Consider the following 22,247-nt stretch of genomic DNA (forward strand, 5'->3'; position numbering starts at 1 on the left):
CGCCGTGCGCCTCTCGACGCAACGGGCTCTCCACGGTCTCTGCCGTCAGGTGGTTGCAGGGGTCCAGGGGCTGGGGATCTTGTTGCCGCGGTAGCGATACCGGGTGACCGGGATCGCGCTGATCTTCCGCAACTCGATCTCGCCCGCGTTGATCGGCAGCCACCGCCCGGTGGGGGTGGTGAGCCGTCTGCGGACGTCCGACCAGTTCCAGTGATGCCGCTCTTGCAGCAGCCGGATGACCCGCCACCAGACGAGGTTGTCCAGGTTGCTGAAGGTGCGCTTCGCGACGGCATGCCTGAAGTAGTTGGCCCATCCGTGTGCGGCCCTGTTCAGATTGATCAGCACCACGGCCAGGTCCTGCTGCGACGTTCTGTGGGTGAGGGTACGGATCTTCGCTTTCACCGACCGCAGAGGCCGGTCGGCGATGAAGGTGTAGACGTACCACTTGTCCGATCCGCGTTTGCGGCGCCACTGGATGTGGAACCCCGGAAGTCGAACCCCTCGCTCAGGTGCGCCAGTTGGGTCTTGGCTTCCGAGAGCCGCAATCCCATCGGAGCGAGGACCTGGGCGATCTCCTCGCGCAGTGCCTCGGTGTCCTGCCTGGTCCCTTTGACCAGGACGACGAAGTCGTCCGCGTAGCGAACCAGCCGCCACGAGGCAGGCCCTTGGCACCCCGTCGTTCGCGCCGACCGCTGGTGGACAGTTCCCCATCCGGCTCCCATGCCCGATGAAGGTGCTCATCGAGCACCGACAGGGCAATGTTCGCCAGGAGAGGGGAGATGATGCCCCCTTGCGGTGTGCCGGTGAAGGTCTCCTGACGCTCTCCGAGCTCCGTGAGGAGGCCGGACTTCAGAAATCCCTTCACCAGCGCCAGTACCCGTTTGTCCTTGATCCTCATCCGAACGCGGTCCATCAGCGCGGCGTGGTCGATCTCGTCGAAGCACGCTGCGATGTCCGCGTCCAGTACCCACCGATATCCATGGGTGCCATAGAAGTGGATCTCAGCAATCGCATCCTGAGCTCGCCGCTTGGGCCGGAAGCCGTAGGAGACCGGCTTGAAGTCGACCTCGAAGATCGGCTCCAGCACCAGCTTCAGCGCGGCCTGGACGACCCGGTCGGCGATCACGGGAATCCCCAGCCGCCGAACCTTCCCCGACCCACCCGGTTTGGGAATCTTGCGCTCCTTCACCGGTAGTGGCCGGAACGAGCCCCTCTTGAGCTGGGCCCGTAGGTCGTCCAGGAATCCGGGGACCCCTCGCTCCTCGACGTCGGCGGCCGTCAGGCCATCCACGCCAGGAGTGCGGGCACCCCGGTTGCCGGCGACCCGCTCGAACGCCACGATCAGCGTCGCCGGGTCGTGCACGAGGTTGAACAGATCATCGAACCGGCGGCCGGGATCGGCCGCCGCCCAACAGTGAAGCTTGGCCTGCATCTCCGATACCCGCTGGCGTGGACCCACCAGGCCCACCTCCAGCAGAGCACCGCTGTTCAGCGGTGCGTCTTTCGGCATTGCAGTCTCCTTCCCTCTTCGAAACCGCTGCCGCCCTTCCCCATGTGCACGGGCTCTCCCCGGCTCGGAGTACTACGGCGGCTCCTCCCCGCCCGGACCGTTCGGCGGTCGATGCGCCTATCCCCGACCGGGCACTGGCCGTGCACGACAGGGGAGTTGAGAACGGGCGGTTCCCGTGTTCACTGCGATTCGCTCGCTGGAGTAGGAGCCCGACTGTGTCCCTGCGGCATCGCCACGAGTACGCCGTAGACCTTCCTCGTGGCCTCCCGAACGGCTTCGAAATACCGGTCAAGGAGTTCCCCGCCGCCCTCGGGCAGCGAGTGCGCACCGCTTCCGGCCCAGATCCACCAGGTTTCGAGCCGGTGTAGTCGTTAAGAGACGTAAAGACGCCGGTTCCTCGCGTACTCCTCTCCATCCCGCTCGCCGGACCCGCACCAGCTGGCAATACTGGCACGTCCCGGCTTTGTCAGGGCCGCTCCCGCCCTCCCCGGCATCACCCGGATCAGGCTGCCCTCAGCTCCACCTCCCTGCTACGACAGGTCGGCGGTACACGGAATACTTTCTCCCTTATTCCCCGTTCCAGGGCATGAGCGGGTGGGACGGGCAGAGCGGCGCGTCTGGATTCGGACGGTAAGTCCCGTCCGGGTAATGGATGCTTTGGTCCACGTCGCTCATCCATGCACCGCCATGGATGTATTGGCCGGGACCATCGTTGACGTAACTCCCGTTGCATACGTCGGCGGGCAACGGCTCCGTCCAACCCCATGCCCCGGACACGTCGGCGGGCAGCGGCTCCGTCCACTCCCATGCCGCGGTTCCGGTCGTGGCTATGAGAGCAGCGCCCGCGACGGCCAGTCCGAGACGGACGGGCTGCAGCCGGGCAAACTTCTTGAGGGGATGCAAGGTTGCCTTACCTTTCGTTTGTTGTTTGGCCGGATGCCAAATCGTCGTGAACGATACCTATATCCATCGGCGACAATTCGCGATGGCGATGGAAATAGGGCCCCAGGACTCAGAAAACAGGTCCATGTAACCTAAGGGCTCGGAGGATCAACATGCTGGTTTGATCTTCGTAGGGCTGCCGTTGGCGAGGAACGCGGTGATGTCAGCAGGTGTCCGGAACCTGGCTGTCGAGGGTGGAATAGTGCAGCCGCGCTCGGCCAGGAGAGGCTGGACTTGGTGAACGGCGGATGGAAGAGCTACGACGCCGGCCAACAAGGACTCGCCCAGCGCTACTACCTCCAGTCCTACGCGCTGGCTGCCGAATCCGGCATCCCTGGGCAGGACGGGTTCGTGATGCGCACCATGGCCATGCAAGGCCTCAAACTCCACCGCCCCGAGCACTGCCATGCACTCGCCGAAACAGGCCTGAACCGGGCCAAGGGACGGGTCGACGCCGAAACCGAAGCCCTGTTCCGCGTTGTTTATGCGCACACCCTCGCCAAGATCGGCAAGGGACGATGCGCCCTCGCGGAAGCCGAAAAGGCCCGCACCCTGCTGGCCACAGCCCCCGGCGATGAACTCGAATCCTGGGCCCTGACCTGGGGCCCGCCGGCAGCCTCCGTATATTCCCGCACCGCCAAGGTCCACGAGACCCTGGGCGATCACCGGGCCGCCGCCGAGCAGTACGCCCTCGCCGCTACCGCCCGCCCTGCCGGAACCTACGCCCGGATCGTCGCTCTCGACCTGGTCGCGGGCGCCGAGATGCACCTCAAGCGCGGCGGCATCGAGCAGGCGTGCGCCACCTGGCACCGCGCGATCGACCACATGGAGGGCGTCCGTTCCGTCCGCACCCGCAAGGCCGTCAGCCGCATGCGGGGCGACCTGGCCCGCTTCCGGGCCCGCGGCCTGCGGTGCGCGGCCGAACTCGATGAACGCGCCCGCGACTTCCTCGCCGGCGGGTGAATTTCAGGCGTCGCGCCGAAGGGGTGCCCGCGTGTACCGGCGAACGACCGGCTCCAGGTAGTCAGCGTGCGGACCGACCAGACCGGTCAGCTCCTCCGCAGAGCGTACAAACGCGATCTGGTCGAGCTCGGAATCACGGCCCTGGGCTCGTTCCGCCCTCGCCGCGGCGGCGAAGCTGTCGCGCAGCAGTCGCTCCGGCAGGGCGGGGGTGAGGTAGGTCAGGCCGACGCTGCTGTTCTCTCCGCGGGTGACCGCCCACAGCCGCAGTACCTCGGGAGCCGTGTGGATACCCATCTCCTCGGCCAGCTCCCGCGACGCATGGCCTCGCAGAGCGGCCTCATCTCCGCTGCTGGTCGTGGATCGCCGCCCACGGTTTCCCCAGATCACCGGCGGTACCGTGCGCCTCGTCGATCACCGCGAGGTCGAACGGGTCGAGCTTCTGGCCGTACATGAGGTCCCCGCCGGCGAGCGCCGTCTCGAGCGGCCCGCGTACCTTCCGCACCCCGGTCGGATCCGCCGGGTCGTCCCGGTCGACCAGGGATGCGTACGTCGCCAGCACCACCACGGGGCCGGACCCCGCCCGCAGCCCCAGCTGGATCGGGTTCGTCGTCGTCCGCACGCCCAGCTCTTCGAGGACCTCGTCCTTCTCGATCGAGCACACCGCGACCATCGGCCCGTGGTGTCCGACCCTCCGCCACGACTGGGCCGTCTGCACCAGAAGCTCGAGCGTCGGCACCATCACCAGCACCCGGCCATGCCGGTACAGATCGAGCGCGGCCGCCGCCGCGGTGTACGTCTTGCCCGAACCCGTCGCGGAGACGACCGTTGCCCGCACACCACGCGCCAGGGCCTCGATGCGTGCCGACCATGCGGCCGCCCTGACAATCGCCCGCTTCGCCTCCACCTGGTGCTCACGAAGCTGAATCACGAGCTCTGCCTCCCCTGACGGCAATTCCCACGCTAACGAATTCGACGGATCACCCAGACTGGAATCGGCACCGGACATCAGACCGGGGGCCTTCTGGATCGGCGGGCGGGCCGCGCTCGGGCCAGATCCGCAAGGCCACATCCTCCCCCTCGGGACCATGCGGTCCATGCAGGGCGATCGGCGGCTGGCCCTCCGGCCGGCGGCCGCCTTCGGCGAGGATCGACCGCGCCGCCGCGATGACATGCACATCCGCCTCACTGCGGCCGGAGCCGGCCAGACGGCGCGCGGCCGCGAGGAATGCCTCGCTCATCCACCGCAGGACCTGCCGATCCAAGGCCGCCAGCGCGGAGACGTCGACCTGCCGGGGCGGCGCTGTCTTCTCATGCGCGTACTCCGTGTTTCCATCCCGATCGCCGCCGACGGCCATGGTCGCAGCGGCGCCGAGCGGGAACGAGGTGGCCGCAACCTGTCGGTACAGGGACGCGGCCGATCCAGATCCACCGCGAACGTTCTCAGCCGACGAGCTGCGCACTGCCTAGACGGCGCATTGGCCGCAGGTCATGGGCTGGCGGGAGATGATCCACTCGACACGAAGTTCCCGACACCCTGCTCGCCAGCGTCCCCACCAGGCCGCTGCCCACGGCCGCGCACCTCCTGGAAGCTCTGGACCTGTGGTGACCCGGGCCAAGGACGCGCCATGGGGCGTCGACGTGCCTCTTGGCCACCGGCGCCATGAAGCCTGCGCTCTCCACCGATCTATGGCCGGTCGGCTCCGGTAGAGACCTGGAACCCGCAGCGAGGTGTCCCTGCCCGACCTGAGGGCCACAGCTCCAAGAGTCGGCGTTTCAGCCAATCGGCCATCGGGTGAGGGCTCTTGCGCGGCAAGGGTCGGTGCACCGCGCAGCTTGGAGAATCCGCTCAACTCCAGGGTGCGCAATCCGTCCGAAAGCGCAGGTGTTCGAAATCGGTCCGGCGTCGTTGAGTACGGCGACACCACCCACCACGTCCACGCGCGGGAACTGATTGACGTCCGTCGAACGAGGCAGCGGTGGGTCCAGGAACCCGCCGAAGGCCGCAGCGAGCTCTATGGCATGCAGGCCAGATCGCGAGACGCCGAGCTGTCCTCCAGCCCGCGTTCCACAGCTCGGCCGTCAAGACCGTCCCACGTCGAAGGTGAGAGAACGCTCATGCCACCCAGCTCCTCCGCGATTCGCGAGGCCGTCGAGACATACCTCGGGCGCCGTCCCGGTGAGCGTGACGCCCTGGCCCGGCTGCTCGCCGCCCTGGACCGGCCGCTCGACGTGACCTCCCGCACGACGCTGCCCGGGCATGTCACCTGCAGTGCCGTTGTCATCGACCACCAGGGCCGGGTCCTGCACATCCGGCACCGGGCCACCGGCCTCACGCTTGCACCCGGCGGCCACGTCGAGCCCGGCGACCGTACGCTGCTTGCCGCGGCGCTGCGCGAGGTGTCGGAGGAGGCCGGGATCGCACCGGACGCCCTGTGCCTCACCCCGCAGATGCTCGGCTCCCCGATCGACGTCGACATCAACGACATCGACGCCAGCCCGTCCACGGGTGAACCGGCCCACCAGCACTACGACTTCCGGTACGCCTTCTACCTCGTCGCCGAGGAGTCGCCGGCGATCACGCTGCAGGACCAGGAGGTGTCCGGCGCCCGGTGGCTGGCCTTGCCGGAGGTGACTTCGCCGACTCTGCGCGCGAAGCTCCTCCAGGCGCAGTTGGACGGGCAGCCGGAGCCGGTGAACGCCTCCGCGCTGGTTCATGACGGGGCTGGCCGCTACCTGCTCCATCTGCGCGACCACAAGCCCGGCGTCATCTGGCAGTCGGGTGCGTTCGCCCTTCTCGGCGGTGGCCGTGCGCACCACGACCAGAGTCTCCAAGGCACCCTGCTGCGTGAGTTGTCCGAGGAGGTCCCCGGCCTCCGTCTGGAAGACCTGGAGCCGTATGCCGTGGAGCAGGCCACCAGCATCGACGGGTTCAGCGTCCCGATTCAGGTCTTCACCGGCCGCTGGCGCGGCAACCCCGACCGGCTCCGGCTGCACGAGGGCGTGCTGCTGCGCTGGTTCACCCCCGACGAGCTGGACCGCTGCGTCTGAGCCCCGCCACATACGACCTCATCTGCCAGCACGCGGCAGAGAACGCAATCGACGGCCGGCCGACCGCAGCCCCTCCGCTGTGGGACGGGGGCAGCCGGACCGTGCTGAACGGTGTCGGCGTCCACCTGCACCTGGAGGATGACGAGGGGCGAGTGCTCCTGGGCCTGCGCCACCCCGCGTCCCGCTACGCGGGCGACACCTGGCACTATCTGGCCGGGCGGTGCGAGCAGGAGTCAGCCACCACATGCCTGATCCGCGAGGCCTGGGAGGAAGCGGGCCTGGTCATCGACGCCGTGGACGTGGAGCTCGCCCACGTCCTCCACGTCGTGGACACACCGGGCGGACAGCCCTTGATGCAGATGGTGTTCAGGGCCCGCCGGTGGAAGGGCACCCCCGAGGTCCGCGAGCCCGAGAAGTGCCTGACCTGGCGGTGGTGGCCGAAGCACGAGCTCCCGGACCGGCTCGTCTCCTACACCCGGACGGCCATCACCGGCATCGCCGAGGGCCGCACCTACTCGGAACTGGGCTGGTGAACGCCGTGAGCACATGGCAGCCCGTCACCGACGAAGCCGGGGCCGCGGCAGCTCGGGCGGCGATGGTCGCCCGGCTGGAGACGAGTGGAGAAGTGAGGCCTGGACCGGTCCGCGAGGCCCTGCTCGCGCTCCCACGCCAGGTTCTGATCCCTCAGGCGTACGTGCGGCGCAGCGCCCCGGACGAGGACCCGCCACGCTGGGATCTGCTGGACTGGTCCCACCCGGCCGACCGGGACGAGCTGCTGAAGCGGCTGCACAGCGCGGACAGCGTCGCGATCCAGCACGAGGGCGAGCCGATCCTCGGCCGCGCTGCCAGGCCGCGCCGCGGGGGGCCATGACCGCGATGTCGAGCACGATGGGCATGACCGCGGACCTGCTCCAGCTCCTGGACCTGCGGCCCGGGCATCGCGTGCTGGACGTCGGGACCGGCACCGGGGTGACCGCGGCGGTGGCCTGCTTCGTGTGTGGCGACGCCGGCGTCGTCACCCTCGACATCGACCCGCACGTCACCGCCGCCGCCCGCGAGCGCCTGTCCGCCCTCGGCTACCGGCCGGCCGTGGTGACAGGAGACGGCATCACGGGGTGGCCCGACGCGGCCCGCTACGACCGGATCTTCGTATCCTTCGCCGTCCCCCGCGTGCCGCAGGCCCTGGTGGAGCAGCTTGCGCCGGGCGGGCTCGCGCTGATGACGCTCGGGACGTCGTCGCCGTCGTGGCCGGGCCTGGCTGTGATCGGCAAACGGCCGGACGGTGCCGCAGCTGCGCGCGGTCGAGTTCGGGCACCGTGCCGGTGCCGGCTTCGACCGGCTGTTCCTGTCTGCCGAGTTCCGCGCGACGATCACCACGGCCGACGGGTGGACGCAGCGCAGTCGGCTCGCGCCGCCGGCGGTCACGGCGCGAGGCATGTGGCTGGCCCTGGACGCCCTTCACCCTGGCCTGGTGCGCCACTTCGGCGGCGAGGGCCTGATGATCGGAGCACCCGGGTGTGGGTCGTGGATGCGGGTGAGAGAGGTCGGCTACCGCCGGTGGGACGTGACGACCTGCGGACCCCGGGACATCTGGGCGGAAGTCCAGGAGGTCGCAGGTCGTTGGAGAGCGGCCGGTGAGCCGGCCGTCTACCGGCTCCACCTCGACGCCGACGGCGTTCAGCGAACCGCCGACCCGACCGGCACTCTGACTTGGCAGTTTTCCCACGCCCCGGGTGAGACTGGAGATGCATCGGCTCTGGACGATGCCCTGTTCGGGCCGGAAGCCGCCGACTACGCCCACTGCCGCCCCGGCGGTGCCGCGTGAGCAGCCCCAGCGGCACACCAAGCCGCTCGACGCCCACCCGATCGCCGTGCCCGACGGCACGGCGGGAACCGAGGTGCTGCTGTCCCGGCGAGTTGGCGACGTGTACGCGGCGGGCCTGTGGCACGCGCCGTCGGGACATGTGGAACACGAGACCGTCGTTGACGCCGTCGTACGCGAGACGCTGGAGGAGACCGGAGTCGTGGTCGATCCGGGCGATGTCCACGCGGCCGTCACCGTGCACCACTGCTCTTCCGCTGGTGGCGCCCGCATCGGGGTGTTCTTCGAGGTGAAGCGCTGGCACGGCACCCCGCAGATCATGGAGCCCGGGGTGTGCGACGCCACGAACTGGTTTCTACTCGCCGCCCTTCCGGAGCCGATGGTGGCGTACTCCCGGGCCGGCGCGCGGATGGCCAGAAGCCCGGCGATCCGATTGCCTACGACCGGTCCGCCGACCGGCTGGTCCTGGCCCCCGACCCCGTCAGCCGAGGCGCGGCCCCGGAGCAAGCGGTGCGCGCCTTCGCCGAGCAGGCGGTCGGCCGGATCACCACCTGGACGGACGCGTCCTGGGCGCGCGTGGAGAGCCGTGTGTGGCGGGCGCGCGGGCCCGAGGGCAGCGAGTGGTAGGTCAAGATCCGCCAGAACGACCGCTTCCACCAGCGTGAAGTAGCCGCGCTCTGCGGCTGGGTTCCCGGTCTCGGCGAGGCGGCGCCCCTCCTGGTGGCTGCCGACGCACAGCTGCGGGCCGTGGTGCTCACGGCAGTGGGCGGCCGGTCGGTCCCTGCAGGGACAGCGCCGCCAACCGAAGCGAACGTGAAGAAGCCCTCGCCCTCCCGAAGTGCGGAGGGCGGGGGCTTCGGCTTGTCTGCGTGAGGATGGGAAGTGCCTTGCGACGGTTGCTGGTTCATGTCCGTGACGGCGGTGTAAACCGTCCCGAGGTGGGCTTTGCGTAGAGGACTCAGGGTGGTTCGCGGCGGAGGTGGCTGCTGTGCCGCCAGTCGCGCAGGACTGTCTACCCGGGCCTGGTCATGGCGTGGGGGTGGCGGTGCCGGGCCGTCCCTGCCGGCGGCCGTTGATGGTGGGGGTGTGGGCGTGGTCGGGCCGGGCGTGGACGATGCGGCCGGTGTGCTTGGCCTCGTACATCGCCGTGTCGGCCGTTCTCATGAGCACTGGTAGTGCGCGGCTGCCGAGGGCGGCGGGAGTGGCGGCACCGAGAGAGACGGTGAGCCGGCAACTGGTCGGCGCCGTACGGGATCGGCCGTGCCAGGAGGCGGGTGAGGTGGTCCAGGCGCAGCTCCTGGTGTCGGGGTTCAATGGGGGCGAGTGCTGCGAATTCGTCGCCGCCCAGGCGTCCCGTGACGCCGTGGCGTCCGGCCCATGCGGTGAGGCGGGTGCCGATCGCGGCGAGGGCGGCGTCGCCGGCGGCATGACCGAAGTCGTCGTTAAGTCGCTTGAAGTGGTCGGCGTCCGCGAGGATCAGGACCACGTCGTGCGGGCGGCGCTCGAGGAGGCGCTGGGCGCGGTGGGTGAGGGCTTCGCGTCGCCAGGTGCCGGTCAGGGGGTCGCGCTGAGCGTTGGTGAGGCGGCGGTGGAGGACGGCGGTGTGAAGGGTCCAGCCGGCCAGCGGTACGGCGGCCGCGGTGATGTGGAGCGTCTTCCGGGATAACGGCGCGGTGCTCATACTGGGTTTTCCTCTTCCTGTTGAGAGGGAGCCCGGGCCGGCGGCTGTGCTTGCTGGCGGTGTCGCCGCCCGGGCGTTGCCTGTCAGTGGTGCCGTGCAGGCTGCGGGTCAGATCAGGGCGCCCGCCGCAGCCGATGCGAGCAGGGCGAGCGCGATCAGGCTGAGGTGGATTGCGTGGCGCAGGCGCGTGAACTTGGCGACGGCGATGGTCGACAGGACGCGGATGCGTGCGGCCCGGGTGTCGCTGGTCAGGCTGGCTCGGATCTCGTCGTCGTCGAGGCGTGCCCAGTACGGGAACGAGGCCCGGTCGTCCCCACTGAGCCGGGGCCGGACGACCAGGAGCAGCAGCATGGCGGCGGCGCCCAGGACAAGGACGGCGAGAGCGCCGAACGCTTTCGTTACCGGTGGTAGGTCTTTGTCGGTCGCGGAGGCGACTCCAGCGAGCACCGCGCCGTTGAAGGCGAGCAGTAAGGAGGCCTTGGCGTCGGTGCGGGCGATCTCGGCGGCCACCGTGGCGCAGGCGTGGTCGAGGTTCTTGTCCATGTCGGGCACAGGGATCGTGGTCATGTGGCTGGGTTCTCCTTGTCATGGGTGGTCTCTGGGCGGCACGTCGTTGGCTGGCGGCTGCTGCGTCAGAGCCGGGAGGCGTGGTGCATGCTGAGGAAGCCCTAAACCCTTTTCAGAGCGCTCTGGAGACAGGGGAGGGCCTCCGGGGCGGCCGACTCATTAGCCGATGCTGCGGCCGCCCCGGGATTTCACGCGGCCAGCTGGTGCATGGCCGGGGGAGCGGTGTAGCTGGTGGGGTCGGCGTGGGTGCCGTCGTGGCACTCCAGGCAGGAGCCCAGGGTTTGAGGGGTATTGGCGGAGCGCACTTGTTCTGCAGGTGCCGTATGCCGGGGCGGAGGTGCCGCAGAGGCCGTGCCGGTAGCGCTGAGGGATGCGGCCGTGTTGCTGAAGGAAGCTGGTGAGCCGGGTGCACCCCGGACTTCGGCGTCGAGCAGCGTCATTCTCCGCCCGGGCCACGCTTTTTGCCTGCGACGATGCAGCCGCGTGGTGTCCATCTCGCTGCGTAAACTGTCGGCTCGTGTGCCGTCTGTGATGTCAACGTGCAACTGACGGTTCCCGTTCGACCCGAAGGACTGAGCCGTGCCCGACCGACCTGAGATCGTCTGCCTCTGCGGCTCTACCCGGTTCGTGGACGAGATGCGTGCGGCGAATCGTGATCTGACCTTCGCAGGTGCCATCGTCGTCGCGCCCGGCGAGGCAGACGAGTTGATCACCAACGAGCAGAAGATCGCGCTGGACGCCCTCCATCTAAGCAAGATCGACCTGGCTGACCGGGTTCTGGTCGTCAACCCAGGCGGGTATATCGGCGAGTCAACGAGCAGGGAGATCGCATACGCCCACGCCACCGGCAAGCCGATCTCGTTCACCGATCCCTCTGGCCAGTAGACGCTTCGTGGTACGCGCGGGCAACGAGTCTCGGTCGGCCTTGGAGCGGGCTGAGCGCGGTCTGTCAGGTTTGCTTGCGACAGGCGATGTAGTCGAACCAGTTCCGCTTCGCGTATACGGTCCACCGTGTGTCGTTGCTGATGCTCGTGCCGGTGAGGTCGGCGAGGCCGGATGCCGGCAGGTCGGACGTCAGGGCGAGACGGGCGCTGTTGCGGCTGGCGAGGCCTTCGAAGTCGTGGCGTCGGAGCAGTAGGCCGAGGTATACGGACCGGATGGGTCGCGCGGGTTCCTGGCCGGGGAAGAGCCACGGTGTTGTGCTGGCTGTCTGAAGGACCGGTCATCAAGGGCTCTGCATGCTGATGGCGCTCGCCCTCGGGATTGCGGGGGCGAGGGCCATCGGGCCGTGCTGCTGGTGCTGTGGTCAGAGGTCGGAGGGCAGACGCTCCCCGGTCTCGGCGTCGTAGGCGATGCCCGTCGCGGACAGCCGGACCATGCGGGACTGTGCCCTGACTCCCGTCTTCCAGCTCTTCCCGCCGACCGCTACCCGGACCGTCACGTCAGCCAGCGGATCCTCGACCGGCAGCGCAATCTCGGGAGTCCGGGGGAACCACCCTTCGGGACGCTCGCTGCTGGCGCTCTTCCCGTCCGCGTCGAGCCGCAGGTACTGCGCGTTGCGGTCGAAGTAGGAGCGGAGTTCGACGACGACGCGGTCCTTGTCTGTTCCATTGGGCGATTACGGCGGCGTTGACACCGTCGATGCGTAGCTCGGCTCCTGACCGGCCCTTGTACGCCTCGGCCTTCTGCTTGCGGTCCTCGCGTTGCTGCTCGCTGTCGGCCATCTGCCCCCCTCCGACGATCGCGAGGGCCAGAGCCGCGGCGGTGGCGACGTAGGGCCAGACGCGGTGGCGGGTGCGGGAGGGCGGTTCGTCGTCGGGAGTCGACGGCTCAGGCGGGCTATAGGGCCCGCGGTACCACTCCTGTTCCGGGCTGCCGCCGGGGACTGTGCCCACCCCTGGCCTCATCACCTCCGCGGCGTCGCGGACCGACGCCACCACGACCAGTCACGTGCACGCTGCCACCCAGACCGCCACTCGACGCGCGACCCTCGACGACTTTGACGCGGTGAACGCACTCCACGAGCGCAACGTGGGCGGCAGGCCAAGGTCACTTATCGCCTTCTCAAGGGTCGGCTTCATGGGGTTGCCCACCAGCAGCGGGCTGATGGCTGCTGCCGCCTGAAGCAAGGACACGGGAATCCACAGCCGCTCGGCGGTGTCCATGGACAGCGTCGCACCGATGACCTCGTCGACGTCACTACCTGAGCAGAAACCGCGTCCTTCGCCGCCTAGTACGAGGGCGCGCACCGATCGCTCCCGAGACAGTTCGGCGAGCAGGTCGCGCAGGTCAGCGTAGGCGGCGTTGGGCTTCTCGGGACGGTCCAGCGTAACGTCACCACACTGTCCTTCTGGGTCAGCCGTAGATGGAGCCAGCGCTCGACGGGAAGTGCGGATCCAGTGCAGGGACTCAATGTTTGCTCCTTGTCAAGCGGTGTGTTCAGGTTTGTGGCACGGGCACACAGTGGAGGGACCGTGGCTTGCCAGCCCTCCCGCGTCCCGAGGGTGGCACTGCCCACTTCCTGGACAGATGTCTGCTGCTGAACGTGTATCCGTCGTGCCTCAAAGGCCAACGCCGTTCAGCGAAAAGGGGATTGCTGAGGTGATCGTCCGCCGGACGGCCCGGAGCCGGAACACAGCGGTCGCTGACCTGGCCCAGAGGGCGCTGGACCGTCGTGGTGGGGGTCCGAGTAGGAACTGCCGTGTCCCCAGGTCGAGGTGGCTCTGGAATGGGACAACTCGGCTCGCTCGGCCTGGCCTCCCGAATGCCGTGGTCGGGGCGGATGGTAGGGCACGGAGGGCTGATTCCTGCCAGATTCCCGGTGTTCCCGTAATACCTGGCGGCGCGTGGGTAGTGTCTGCGGTCGTCACTCGGCCGGGGTGTCAGCCGGCCGGCGTCGTCCAGAACAGAGGGAGCGGGTAAGGATGTTGAGTGTGGAGACGTCTCTGAAGGAGGCGATGACCTCGATCGAGGGGAGCGTGGCGGCTGCACTGGTCGACTACACGAGCGGCATGGCGCTGGGAACACTGGGCGGGGGCAAGGACCTCGATCTGACGGTGGCCGCGGCGGGGAACACCGATGTGATTCGGGCGAAGGTCCGCACGATGGAGATGTTGGGGCTCAAGGACGACATCGAGGATGTGCTGATCACCCTGGGGAGCCAGTACCACCTCATGCGGCTGATCAGAGGTCGTGGGGGCAACGGCCTGTTCCTGTACCTCGTCCTGGACAAGGGCAGGGCGAACCTGGCCATGGCCCGGCACCAGCTCCGGCGCATCGAGGCGGAACTGGAGCTGTAGCCGTTCCCATGTTTCCCGGCTCCGTCTGCCCATGAGTTGAAAGAGTCTTCAACTCGGCACATCTGAATGTGATCAGGCCGGGGCAGGCCGGGCCGGGAGCCGGGAAGATAGTCGGAGTTGGGCACCGAAGATCCAGATGGTCCAGCTGCCTGAATGGTCGAACTGTGGGTGGGGAGTGTTGTGGCATGCAGGTGCCGCTGTATCAGGCAAAGGCGGAGTTTTTCCGCATGCTCGGGCATCCCGTCCGGATCCGTGTACTGGAGCTACTCCAACACGGTCCTGTACCCGTACGCGAACTCCTGAACGAGCTCGAGATCGAACCATCGAACCTCTCCCAGCAACTCGCGGTTCTGAGACGGTCCGGCATCGTGATCTCCATTCGTGACGGTTCCACCGTTAGCTACGCGCTCGCCGGCGGCGACGTGGCGGAACTCCTGCGCGCCGCACGGCGCATCCTCACCGAACTCCTGGCCGGACAGAATGAACTCCTCGCCGAGCTCCGGCACACCGACATCTCGGCGCAGGCGGCGTCCTCGGCCTTCCCCCCTCCGGCCGCTCCGGGGAGATGACCCCTGGCCGCTGGGGTCGTTGAATATGTCGCATATACGGATGCCTTCTGAGCGGATGGATCCGGAACGGCTGGGCGGTCGAGACGACCATGGTTGGGCCTCATCTCGGCCGCCAGCCGTTGCGGAGGCAGGTGGATTGCTCATCGACAGGATCTTGGCGGCGGCCCGGACAGGTGAGATCCAGCGATCCGGGGCCTACTGGCCCGGCTCGCCTGGGTTGCCGATGTTCCGGTGCTACTGCGGCTGCGCCGACGCCTCGATGATGACGTCCCCGGCTGACCGGTTCAGAGCCTGTGGCGGCCCTTCTCTGCCCCGGGCATCCGGTTCACTGCCCGGCACAGGCACAGCGCCCATCGGGCTCTCTGCCACTGGCGTGGTGCAGTGGTGCGTAGGTCATCTCCGAGAACGGTTGTTTGCGGCTCCCAGGAACGCTTCACGATCACCGACGTCCGGAATGTCGGCGAGAAATAGGAACACCGCCACGGGAGCGCACGAGTGTTGTAGGGCGTACGGGACCGGCGCGACCGGATGGCCAGGACGCTGGCAGTGGTCGCCCTCAGTCAGCGGTTGTCGGGGCTCAGCAGCGTGGCGGCCGCGGCGATGAAGGCGACGGATGCTTCCTTGGCCGCGTGCCGCCGGGCGTCCAGCTCGGCCCGGTCGATGGCCTTGCGCAGCGCGTACGTGGCGTCTGCGGCCTGCTGGGCGGGGCCGGCCAGCTCGGGGACCAGGACCTGAAGGCGAATATGGGGCGCGGTGATTGCCGCCCGGGTGTCGTGGGACCTCGTCTGGGCCTCCAGCTGGTGCTCGGTGCCTGCCTCGGTCAGGGCCAGACGCTCCCGATGGAACATTGCCGAGCGGTGCGCGTCCAGGGCGGCCGCGAAGTCGGTGACGGCGCCGAGCTGGTCCTGGCGGTGGCTGTCGGCGCGCTCCTCGGCGCGTGCCGTGCGTGCCGAACGGTGCTGGAGGAGTCCGGCGGTCAGGGCACCGGCGAGGGTACCGAGTACGGCAACGATCGAAGGCCATATGGACATCAGGTGTTGGGTCCTCTCGGGTGGTCGGTTTCGGTGGTGATGCCGGCGGACAGCGGGGTACGCGGCGGCGTCTTCGGTAGCGGGGGTTACGCCTGCGGCGCTCCGGACCTACCTGGTGGTCAGTTTGCGGCTGGGGTCAGAGATCATGAGTCCAGGCCGGTGATTGCGACCCGCCCCTCAGCTTTGCCGTCGAACACCGCCGCCACGCCCTGCGCACCGTTGTCAGCGACCGTGTACGCATCCCCACCCCGTCCGTCCGGCAGCTGCCGCGGCACGACCCGTTCGACGCCCTGGACGAAGAGAGCGCCTGATGTTCCTCACCCGCTTCCGCGTGAACACCGCGCGCCCCGGCGCCCGCCAACTCCTCTCCTTGCCGCAGGCCATGCACGCCGCCGTCATGTCGTCCTTCCCTGCGCTGCTGCCCACAGACACGCCCACACCCGAGGCTGTACGTGGTCAGCTCCGACCGGCCCGACCTGACCCACCTCGTCGAGCAGGCCAGCTGGCGCGCAGCAGCTGCCGCGGACCCGGACCAGCCCGGCTGGCAGAGCCGCCCCTACGGCCCGTTCCTCAACCGGCTGGCCTCCGGAGACCGGTGGGCGTTCCGCCTCACCGCCAACCCGGTCCACCACGCCCGCCGCAAGGACGGCGAACCGACCAAGCGCAGGGCGCACCTCACACCCGTGCACTAGGCACTGTTTCTCGGATCATGTGCGGAGCCAGATCGTGAGGGCTGCGAGGGTGACGGTTCCGAGGTAGATGTAGGCGCGTTTCTCGTAGCGTGTGGCGACGGCGCGGAAACCCTTCAGCCGGTTGATGGCGCGCTCGACTGTGTTGCGTTTCTTGTATTGCTCGCTGTCGAAGCCGGTGGGCCGACCGCCTCGGGAACCGCGGTTCTTGCGGTGTCTTTGCTGGTCGAGACGTTCGGGAATGGTGTGCCGGATTCCGCGTCGTCGCAGGTAGTGGCGGTTCTTCCGGGAGGTGTAGGCCTTGTCCGCCAGGACATGGTCGGGCCGGGTGCGGGGCCGTCCGACTCCGATACGGGGCACGGAGACCTGCTCCAGCACGTGCTCGAGCTGGGGGCCGTCACCGTAGTGTCCGGGTGTCAGGACGAGGGCGAGAGGCCGGCATCGCCCGTCAGCGGCGAGGTGGATCTTGGTGGTGAATCCTCCGCGGGAGCGGCCCAGGCATTCGCCGATCTGACCACTTCCTCCAGCCGGACGGCCAGTTTCCGCAGCACCGGATCGACCTGGTTCGTCCCCTGGCCGGCCCCCTGTTGAGGGACCGCCGCCGTCGGCGCTTTCCTCGCGCCGGCGGCGTGCTGGTGGGCCCGCACCGCGGTCGAGTCCACGGATACGTCCCAGTCGATCTGGCCCGCGGCGTCCTCGGCGGCTTGGATCCGAGACAGCAGCATCGCCCACGTTCCGTCTGCTGACCAGCGACGATGGCGTTTGTAGACCGTCTCCCACGGCCCGAACCGTTCCGGGAGGTCCCGCCACTGCACGCCCGTCCGGACCCGGTAGAGTACCCCGTTGATCACCCGGCGGTGATCACTCCACCGCCCCCCACGCGCACCACCACGAGGTAAGTACGACTCCAGCCGGTCCCACTCCGCGTTCGTCAGATCCCCACGGCCCATACAGACAGCCTGACCTCAACACCCCACTCAAGTCAGGAGATCCGAGAAACATCGCCTAAATGGGCTGGCTCTTCCAGAGGCAGGAGCCGTGCGGCTTCCGCGTCCTGGAGAAACCGGACGACAAGCGCCTGCTGCCCGCCGGCACCACCCACACCCGGCAGCCGCACCACGGCGACCGGTACGAACTGGCCGTCCGCGACAAGCGAACCCTCGCCTTCGACAAGTCCCGCAGCGCCGGCCGTGGCAGCCGCAAGCGCCCGTCAGCCTGGTCACCGTCACCTTCGACGGCCGGCTCGAAGTCACCGACCCCACACTCCTGCGCCGCACCCTCACACAGGGGATCGGCAAAGCCAAGGTCTACGGCTGCCGCCTGCTCACCCTCGCCCCGCTCAACGTGATCGGGTGAAGATAACCATCGCCAGCAGGGATAGCCTTCCGGAGCGGTACGAGGAGTGTCTGACCAGAAGGGCTCGGACGACCGGTGACCACGGGCGGGCCCGGGACGGCACGCGTGCCGGGGTTTGGGGGAGTGGTGCCCCCGGTGGGGCGGCGAGTGGTGCAGGGGCGCTCGGTGGTTGGGTCGTCTGTTGCAGGGCGACGCATCGACCTGCCAATTGGAGCGGAGGCCTCGCTCGTGGGGCATTTGCGGGTGGCCGGGGCGCTGAACGGGGAAGCAGCGTCCCGGCCGGTCGTGGAACGGTTTCGGCTGTGACGGGTTGATTAGCAAACGGCGCGGGTGCCGCTGAGTTCCCATTTCTTGGTCGGGATGCCGTCGTTGGCGATGTCGAGGGTGGCCGTTGCGTCGGCTGTCCAGTTGGTTGTGCGTGTCTTGACGAAGGCGATTCCGTAGCCGCTGCCGCCCGAGGAGAAGGTCTTGGATCCCTTCTCCTTGTTGTTGATCAGGGTGGTCAGGTGGTTGTACTCGCAGATGCCGTAGGAGCAGTTCTTGACGTGTGTTCTGCCGTGTTCGGCGCGGGCGAGGACGTCGATGTGGTTGAAGCGGGTGCCTCCGATGAAGCTGCTGGTGCCGTCCCAGCTCACCTTGCTCAGCCATGCCTTGTAGTAGCGGTAGCCGCCGGAGACGCTGGTCCGCTGGATGCACAGGGTGGCCGACACCCTGACGTCCGGCTTGCTGGGGAGACGGAAGGACTTGCTGGTGGTGGAGCACTGCTTCGCCGGAGCGGCCTGCGCAGGAGCTGCGGTCGACAGCAGGGTGCCCGTGACGGCGGCCGCCACGAGCGCGGTCACGGTGGTACGAGGTGCGGACATGAGTGGGCATCCTTCTGAGACGAGTGCCGCCTGCTCGGGCGTCCGGGCATGCGAGAGGCCAGGCGGACGCGAGGCAGCGGCAGAACGAGAAGTCGGACGTGCCGTCTGGGCCGCCCTGCAGGGGGAGGTGGGCACAGAAAGGGCGCGCCATTCGGTGCGTGATGTGTGAGAGGCGTGCGGGTGCGGTGCTGACAGGCGCTGCTGCTGGGGAGCGTTTCCAGCTCCTGTCAGCACCGCCCGCACGAGGGAGGTGTAGTTCCCTCGGTGGTCGGCGACCCGGCCGTGCCGGTGCCGACGGCAAGCCGGCCGGTGGTTGCTGGCCTCCGGCGGCGGCTGTGAAGGCTTGAGGGGCTGCGCACCGCGCTGAACGCGATGAATCGGCCCGGGGCTGCACCTATGCGCCGAGGCCGCGGTCAGGCGGCCGTGGCAAATGTCATGGTGCTCCTCTGTTTCGGTATTCAGAGGGCGTCGGCTCAGTTCGACTTGGCTCAGCATCGCGTCGGCGTGCTTTTCCTGCTGAGGATCGTCGTCTAGTCTGAGCGCCGCCGACGTGTTCCAGCACGCTGGCGGGCCCTACGGATCTGTTGGATCTGTTGGTGGTGACTCCGCACGAGTCAGTGGTGCCGGCGCTTCGACGGGCCGGCACCGCTTTGTGAGTAGGTTCTGTTGAAGGGCTGCGCCTTTCCACGTGCCGGTGAACTCCTGGAATGGGCGGCGGTGTTTCGAGCTGCCGCCACTATGTGGTGCCCACGGTAGATCCAGGACGGAAGCTGGCCCACTGTTCGCGTGCACAATTTCGGCAGCGGCTCATATCGCTTTGCACATCCGTGAGAGCGAGGCATTGGAATTCGGCTTCAGCGCACCGTCGGGTCCGGCGGCGGGGCGTCGGCGGCGTGGCCGTCGGAGTGTCAACCGGTGCGCCCGGTCCAGGCGAGCCCTGTGCCGCATGTGCCACCCGATGGCGACCGCAGTGTCCGGCTCACATGCACCAGCACCCGGCACTGTGACCGGGTGCAGACAGCTCACCGGCAGCAGGCGTCAGGTGCGGGGAGACGCGGCCATAGGGGCGGAGTGTGGCGGCGTCGAGCCGGATGAGGGGCGAGAATGTTGTGGCGAGGGTCTTACCGGACGCGTTAGGGGTGCGGATACGCCGGTCCTGCATCCTGGACATGGATGCCCGTGATCGGCGTCTGCCCGGCGCCACCGCCGGCGTGGAATCGCATGAGGGGAGGCAGAGAGTCGTGATTCAGCTTCGTGAGCACCAGGTGGAGGCGAAGCGGGCGATTGTCAGGGCGGCCGCATGGTCGGCACGCATCGAGGCTCTGTCGCGTGGTGTGCGGGCAACGGTCGTCTCCGCAACGGGGTCGGGCAAGACGTACACCGCGGCGGCGGCCGCGCTCGATCTGTACCGGCATGGCCGGGTGCTGGTGATGGTGCCGACGCTCGAGCTTCTGGTGCAGACGGCCCAGTCGTGGCGGAGGGTCGGACACCACGGGCCGATGGTCGCGGTGTGCTCGATCGAGAAGGACGAGGTCCTCGAAGAGCTGGGCGTGCGGACGACGACGAACCCGATCCAGCTGGGGCTGTGGGCGGGGTCCGGCCCCGTGGTGGTGCTGGCGACGTACGCATCCCTGGTCGACCGGGACGACCCGGCGGATCCGACCGGGGTGCGGAAGGTACGCGGGCCGCTCGAGACGGCGCTCGCCGGCGGGAACCTCATGTACAGCCAGAAGCTCGACCCGTTCGACCTCGCGGTGATCGACGAGGCGCACGGCACCGCCGGTGATCTTGGGAAACCGTGGGCGGCGATCCACGACCAGCAGCGGATCCCGGCCGGCTTCCGGCTGTACCTGACCGCGACGCCGAGGATCCTGGCGCCGCCGCGGCCGCTGCGCGGCCGGGACGGGACGGAGCTAGCGATCGCGACGATGGCCTCCGACCCGGACGGCGTCTACGGAGAGCGGATCTACGAGCTCGGGCTCGGGGAGGCCGTGGAACGAGGCATCCTCGCGCCGTTCGTCATCGACGTGCTGGAAATCGAGGACCCCGACTACTACGTCGGCCTGTCGGAGGACGCGATGCGCGGCCGCCGTCTCGCGCTGCTGCAGGCCGCGCTGCTCGAGCACGCGGCGAAGTACAACATCCGCACCACGCTCACCTTCCACCAGCAGGTGGAGGAGGCGAAGGCGTTCGCCGAGAACATGGCCGACACCGCCGCCGACCTCTACGACACGGAGGTGTCCGAGCACGCCATCGCCGAGGCCGACGCCCGTCCGGCCTCCCCCATCGGCGCCGAACCGTCCGACCTGGACGACCTGGAGCCCTACCGGCACGTCCCGCCGGACCGGGTCTGGGCCAACTGGCTGTGTGGCGACCACCCCATCGCCCACCGCCGCGACGTGCTGCGCCAGTTCGCCAACGGCATGGATGCCCGGGCCCGGCGGGTGCACCGCGCGTTCCTCGCCAGCGTTCGAATCCTCGGTGAGGGCGTCGACATCGTCGGCGAACGAGGCGCGGAAGCGGTCTGCATCGTCGGCGCGCGGGGCTCGATGGTGCAGATCGTGCAGAACATCGGCCGCGGCCTGCGCCCCAACCCGGACGGCAGCGCGAAGGTCTGCCGCATCATCGTGCCGATCTTCCTCGCCCCCGGCGAGGACCCCACCGACATGGTCGCCAGCGCAAGCTACCAGCCCCTCGTCGACGTCCTCCAAGGCCTGCGCTCGCACGACGAATCGATCGTCGAACAACTGGCCTCCACCGCGCTGACCCGTGAACGCCGCTGGGAGAAGAAGCGCCACGTCACGTCCGGTGAAGGGGACGAGGAACTTGCGGAGCCGGCGGAGCCGAGCGTGATGATGAACTTCGCCTCCCCCCGCGACCCGTCCACCATCGCGGCCTTCGTCCGCAGCCGGGTCATCCGCCCCGACTCCACCATCTGGCTCGAGGGCTGGCAGGCCCTGCGCCGCTGGCGCGCCGAGAACGAGATCACCGGCCGCTACGCCGTCCCCTACGACACCACCGTCCCCCACGCCCGCACCGCCGCCCCCGGCGACACCACCGAAGGCGAAGGCGCGGCGGAAGGGCGGGAGTTTCCAGTGGGCCGGTGGGTGCACGAGCAGCGGCGCGCGTATCGGCAGGGCACGCTCGACGAGCACCGGCGCGAGCGCCTGGACGAGCAGGGCATGGTCTGGGAGCCGGGCGACGAAGCCTGGGAAGCGAAGATCGCGCTGTTCCGCTCCTACCACCGCGCCCACGATCACCTCGCCCCCAAACACGAGGCACTGTGGCAGGACGAGAACGGCACCGAGCAGCCCATCGGCCAGCACCTGGTCAACCTCCGCCGCCCCCAAGGGCTCGGCAAGAACCCGGAACGGGCCGAGCAGCGGGCCGCGCAGCTGAAGGAGATCGACCCGGATTGGAACGCGCCCTGGCCGCTGGACTGGCAGCGGCAGTGGGCGATCCTGCGCGACCTCGCCGCCGACGAACCAGGCGGCAGGCTGCCGGACATCACACCCGGCGTCACAGTCGACGGCGAAGACCTCGGCCGGTGGATCCGCCAACAGGCCCAGGACTGGCACAGCCTCAACACCGAACAGCAGCAGCGCCTCACCACCCTCGGCATCCGACCCGCCGAACGCCCCACCCCCATCCCCGCACCGGCGGCCGCCGCAGGCCCGCTGCCCGCCGCGTTCCGCCGCGGACTTGCCGCACTCGCCCAGTACATCGAGACCCACGGCACCCAGACAGTGAAACGCGCCCACACCGAGACAGTGGTCATCGACGGCGACGAGCATCACGTCAAGCTCGGCGTGTGGATCTCGAACACCAAATCGCGACGGGACAAGCTGACCGACCACCAGCGTGCCTCGCTCGCCGAGCTCGGGGTGGAGTGGGTGTGACCCTCCCG

The 22,247-nt window shown here is 68.8% G+C and carries 20 protein-coding genes and 8 pseudogenes; 14 read left to right on the forward strand and 14 right to left on the reverse strand.

Going from position 1 to position 22,247, the window contains the following annotated elements; translation table 11 throughout:
• Positions 1 to 45: 45 nt before the first annotated feature.
• The 3 genes and pseudogenes from MDN94_RS36950 to MDN94_RS36960 all read right to left on the reverse strand — a co-directional run.
• Positions 46 to 402 carry a group II intron maturase-specific domain-containing protein gene (locus MDN94_RS36950; RefSeq protein ID WP_482730140.1) on the reverse strand — a complete coding sequence of 119 codons (357 nt, stop codon included), beginning with the start codon at positions 400 to 402 and terminating at the stop codon, positions 46 to 48.
• Positions 399 to 722 carry a reverse transcriptase domain-containing protein gene (locus MDN94_RS36955; RefSeq protein ID WP_482730141.1) on the reverse strand — a complete coding sequence of 108 codons (324 nt, stop codon included), beginning with the start codon at positions 720 to 722 and terminating at the stop codon, positions 399 to 401. The genes MDN94_RS36950 and MDN94_RS36955 overlap by 4 nt, the downstream gene beginning before the upstream one ends.
• A 56-nt stretch (positions 723 to 778) precedes the next feature.
• Positions 779 to 1,510: pseudogene (locus tag MDN94_RS36960) on the reverse strand (reverse transcriptase domain-containing protein); the annotation flags it as partial.
• Positions 1,511 to 2,689: 1,179 nt separating this feature from the next.
• On the opposite strand from MDN94_RS36960, the gene MDN94_RS36965 reads away from it, so the two are divergent.
• Positions 2,690 to 3,415 carry an NsdA family TPR-like regulatory protein gene (locus MDN94_RS36965; RefSeq protein ID WP_482730142.1) on the forward strand — a complete coding sequence of 242 codons (726 nt, stop codon included), beginning with the start codon at positions 2,690 to 2,692 and terminating at the stop codon, positions 3,413 to 3,415.
• Between the two features lie 3 nt (positions 3,416 to 3,418).
• Here the strand turns inward: MDN94_RS36965 and MDN94_RS36970 are convergent, their stop codons facing one another.
• From MDN94_RS36970 to MDN94_RS36980, 3 genes and pseudogenes are all read right to left on the reverse strand, one after another.
• On the reverse strand, positions 3,419 to 3,709 hold the full coding sequence (locus MDN94_RS36970; RefSeq protein WP_482730143.1) for a hypothetical protein: 291 nt from the start codon (positions 3,707 to 3,709) through the stop codon (positions 3,419 to 3,421).
• Positions 3,710 to 3,758: 49 nt separating this feature from the next.
• Positions 3,759 to 4,343 (reverse strand): annotated as a pseudogene (locus MDN94_RS36975) (DEAD/DEAH box helicase family protein); the annotation flags it as partial.
• 49 nt (positions 4,344 to 4,392) lie between these two features.
• Positions 4,393 to 4,770, reverse strand: a complete 378-nt coding sequence (locus MDN94_RS36980) for a hypothetical protein (RefSeq protein ID WP_482730144.1) — start codon at positions 4,768 to 4,770, stop codon at positions 4,393 to 4,395.
• A 760-nt stretch (positions 4,771 to 5,530) separates the two neighbouring features.
• Between MDN94_RS36980 and MDN94_RS36985 the strand changes: the two genes are divergently transcribed.
• The 7 genes and pseudogenes from MDN94_RS36985 (at position 5,531) to MDN94_RS37015 (ending at position 8,912) form a co-directional block, all read left to right on the forward strand.
• The gene (locus MDN94_RS36985) at positions 5,531 to 6,463 is read left to right on the forward strand and encodes an NUDIX hydrolase (protein ID WP_482730145.1); all 933 of its coding nucleotides are present in this window, start codon (positions 5,531 to 5,533) and stop codon (positions 6,461 to 6,463) included.
• 101 nt (positions 6,464 to 6,564) lie between these two features.
• Positions 6,565 to 6,996: an NUDIX domain-containing protein gene (locus MDN94_RS36990; RefSeq protein WP_482730146.1), complete on the forward strand. Its 432-nt coding sequence runs from the start codon at positions 6,565 to 6,567 to the stop codon at positions 6,994 to 6,996.
• 5 nt (positions 6,997 to 7,001) lie between these two features.
• Positions 7,002 to 7,334: a hypothetical protein gene (locus MDN94_RS36995; RefSeq protein ID WP_482730147.1), complete on the forward strand. Its 333-nt coding sequence runs from the start codon at positions 7,002 to 7,004 to the stop codon at positions 7,332 to 7,334.
• A gap of 23 nt (positions 7,335 to 7,357) precedes the next feature.
• A pseudogene (locus tag MDN94_RS37000) lies at positions 7,358 to 7,636 on the forward strand (protein-L-isoaspartate O-methyltransferase family protein); the annotation flags it as partial.
• A 109-nt stretch (positions 7,637 to 7,745) separates the two neighbouring features.
• Positions 7,746 to 8,288 (forward strand): hypothetical protein, encoded by a 543-nt coding sequence (locus tag MDN94_RS37005; protein ID WP_482730244.1) that lies wholly within the window; start codon positions 7,746 to 7,748, stop codon positions 8,286 to 8,288.
• A pseudogene (locus tag MDN94_RS37010) lies at positions 8,227 to 8,610 on the forward strand (NUDIX domain-containing protein); the annotation flags it as partial. The gene MDN94_RS37005 and the pseudogene MDN94_RS37010, both read left to right, overlap by 62 nt.
• An 8-nt stretch (positions 8,611 to 8,618) precedes the next feature.
• A complete protein-coding gene (locus MDN94_RS37015; RefSeq protein ID WP_482730245.1) occupies positions 8,619 to 8,912 on the forward strand; it encodes a hypothetical protein in 294 nt (97 codons plus the stop codon).
• A gap of 399 nt (positions 8,913 to 9,311) precedes the next feature.
• Here MDN94_RS37015 and MDN94_RS37020 read toward each other — a convergent pair whose 3' ends face one another.
• The 3 genes and pseudogenes from MDN94_RS37020 to MDN94_RS37030 form a co-directional block, all read right to left on the reverse strand.
• Positions 9,312 to 9,449, reverse strand: coding sequence for a hypothetical protein (locus tag MDN94_RS37020; protein WP_482730246.1), 138 nt, complete (start codon positions 9,447 to 9,449; stop codon positions 9,312 to 9,314).
• Between the two features lie 181 nt (positions 9,450 to 9,630).
• Positions 9,631 to 9,966 (reverse strand): annotated as a pseudogene (locus tag MDN94_RS37025) (diguanylate cyclase domain-containing protein); the annotation flags it as partial.
• A 108-nt stretch (positions 9,967 to 10,074) separates the two neighbouring features.
• Positions 10,075 to 10,533 carry a Pycsar system effector family protein gene (locus tag MDN94_RS37030; protein ID WP_482730148.1) on the reverse strand — a complete coding sequence of 153 codons (459 nt, stop codon included), beginning with the start codon at positions 10,531 to 10,533 and terminating at the stop codon, positions 10,075 to 10,077.
• A 579-nt stretch (positions 10,534 to 11,112) separates the two neighbouring features.
• Here MDN94_RS37030 and MDN94_RS37035 point away from each other — a divergent pair.
• Complete coding sequence (locus tag MDN94_RS37035; protein WP_482730149.1) at positions 11,113 to 11,418, forward strand: hypothetical protein; 306 nt, start codon at positions 11,113 to 11,115, stop codon at positions 11,416 to 11,418.
• 421 nt (positions 11,419 to 11,839) lie between these two features.
• Here the strand turns inward: MDN94_RS37035 and MDN94_RS37040 are convergent, their stop codons facing one another.
• Both MDN94_RS37040 and MDN94_RS37045 read right to left on the reverse strand, forming a co-directional pair.
• Positions 11,840 to 11,974 carry a hypothetical protein gene (locus MDN94_RS37040; protein WP_482730150.1) on the reverse strand — a complete coding sequence of 45 codons (135 nt, stop codon included), beginning with the start codon at positions 11,972 to 11,974 and terminating at the stop codon, positions 11,840 to 11,842.
• A gap of 703 nt (positions 11,975 to 12,677) precedes the next feature.
• A pseudogene (locus tag MDN94_RS37045) lies at positions 12,678 to 12,946 on the reverse strand (enoyl-CoA hydratase-related protein); the annotation flags it as partial.
• 511 nt (positions 12,947 to 13,457) lie between these two features.
• Here MDN94_RS37045 and MDN94_RS37050 point away from each other — a divergent pair.
• Together MDN94_RS37050 and MDN94_RS37055 are read left to right on the forward strand one after the other, a co-directional pair.
• A complete protein-coding gene (locus MDN94_RS37050) occupies positions 13,458 to 13,832 on the forward strand; it encodes a hypothetical protein (RefSeq protein ID WP_482729455.1) in 375 nt (124 codons plus the stop codon).
• Between the two features lie 185 nt (positions 13,833 to 14,017).
• Entirely contained in the window at positions 14,018 to 14,401 is a 384-nt protein-coding gene (locus tag MDN94_RS37055) for an ArsR/SmtB family transcription factor (protein ID WP_482729454.1), read from the forward strand.
• A gap of 560 nt (positions 14,402 to 14,961) precedes the next feature.
• On the opposite strand, the gene MDN94_RS37060 is transcribed toward MDN94_RS37055, so the two are convergent.
• Entirely contained in the window at positions 14,962 to 15,432 is a 471-nt protein-coding gene (locus tag MDN94_RS37060) for a hypothetical protein (protein ID WP_482730151.1), read from the reverse strand.
• A 310-nt stretch (positions 15,433 to 15,742) separates the two neighbouring features.
• Here MDN94_RS37060 and MDN94_RS37065 point away from each other — a divergent pair.
• Positions 15,743 to 16,121, forward strand: a pseudogene (locus MDN94_RS37065) (type I-E CRISPR-associated protein Cas6/Cse3/CasE); the annotation flags it as partial.
• Positions 16,122 to 16,139: 18 nt separating this feature from the next.
• On the opposite strand, the gene MDN94_RS37070 reads toward MDN94_RS37065, so the two are convergent.
• Positions 16,140 to 17,071 (reverse strand): IS5 family transposase gene (locus MDN94_RS37070; protein WP_482730152.1). Its coding sequence is split into 2 segments (ribosomal slippage): positions 16,140 to 16,703 and positions 16,706 to 17,071, totalling 930 coding nucleotides; the frame shifts between segments, so codons are not numbered across the junction.
• A 59-nt stretch (positions 17,072 to 17,130) separates the two neighbouring features.
• On the opposite strand from MDN94_RS37070, the pseudogene MDN94_RS37075 reads away from it, so the two are divergent.
• Positions 17,131 to 17,477, forward strand: a pseudogene (locus tag MDN94_RS37075) (type I-E CRISPR-associated protein Cas6/Cse3/CasE); the annotation flags it as partial.
• Positions 17,478 to 17,791: 314 nt separating this feature from the next.
• On the opposite strand, the gene MDN94_RS37080 reads toward MDN94_RS37075, so the two are convergent.
• A complete protein-coding gene (locus MDN94_RS37080; protein ID WP_482730153.1) occupies positions 17,792 to 18,340 on the reverse strand; it encodes a hypothetical protein in 549 nt (182 codons plus the stop codon).
• A gap of 1,241 nt (positions 18,341 to 19,581) precedes the next feature.
• Here MDN94_RS37080 and MDN94_RS37085 point away from each other — a divergent pair.
• Positions 19,582 to 22,239 (forward strand): helicase associated domain-containing protein, encoded by a 2,658-nt coding sequence (locus MDN94_RS37085; RefSeq protein WP_482730154.1) that lies wholly within the window; start codon positions 19,582 to 19,584, stop codon positions 22,237 to 22,239.
• Positions 22,240 to 22,247: the final 8 nt, after the last annotated feature.

It is taken from the genome of Streptomyces sp. WAC00040 (assembly GCF_056835925.1).

Coding starts and splice junctions, on each gene's coding strand:
- MDN94_RS36955 (WP_482730141.1), bottom strand. CDS start 722: ATGGGAGCCGGATGGGGAACTGTCCACCAGCGGTCGGCGCGAACGACG.
- MDN94_RS36970 (WP_482730143.1), bottom strand. CDS start 3,709: ATGGGTATCCACACGGCTCCCGAGGTACTGCGGCTGTGGGCGGTCACC.
- MDN94_RS36980 (WP_482730144.1), bottom strand. CDS start 4,770: ATGGCCGTCGGCGGCGATCGGGATGGAAACACGGAGTACGCGCATGAG.
- MDN94_RS36985 (WP_482730145.1), top strand. CDS start 5,531: ATGCCACCCAGCTCCTCCGCGATTCGCGAGGCCGTCGAGACATACCTC.
- MDN94_RS37020 (WP_482730246.1), bottom strand. CDS start 9,449: ATGAGAACGGCCGACACGGCGATGTACGAGGCCAAGCACACCGGCCGC.
- MDN94_RS37030 (WP_482730148.1), bottom strand. CDS start 10,533: ATGACCACGATCCCTGTGCCCGACATGGACAAGAACCTCGACCACGCC.
- MDN94_RS37050 (WP_482729455.1), top strand. CDS start 13,458: ATGTTGAGTGTGGAGACGTCTCTGAAGGAGGCGATGACCTCGATCGAG.
- MDN94_RS37055 (WP_482729454.1), top strand. CDS start 14,018: ATGCAGGTGCCGCTGTATCAGGCAAAGGCGGAGTTTTTCCGCATGCTC.
- MDN94_RS37060 (WP_482730151.1), bottom strand. CDS start 15,432: ATGTCCATATGGCCTTCGATCGTTGCCGTACTCGGTACCCTCGCCGGT.
- MDN94_RS37080 (WP_482730153.1), bottom strand. CDS start 18,340: ATGTCCGCACCTCGTACCACCGTGACCGCGCTCGTGGCGGCCGCCGTC.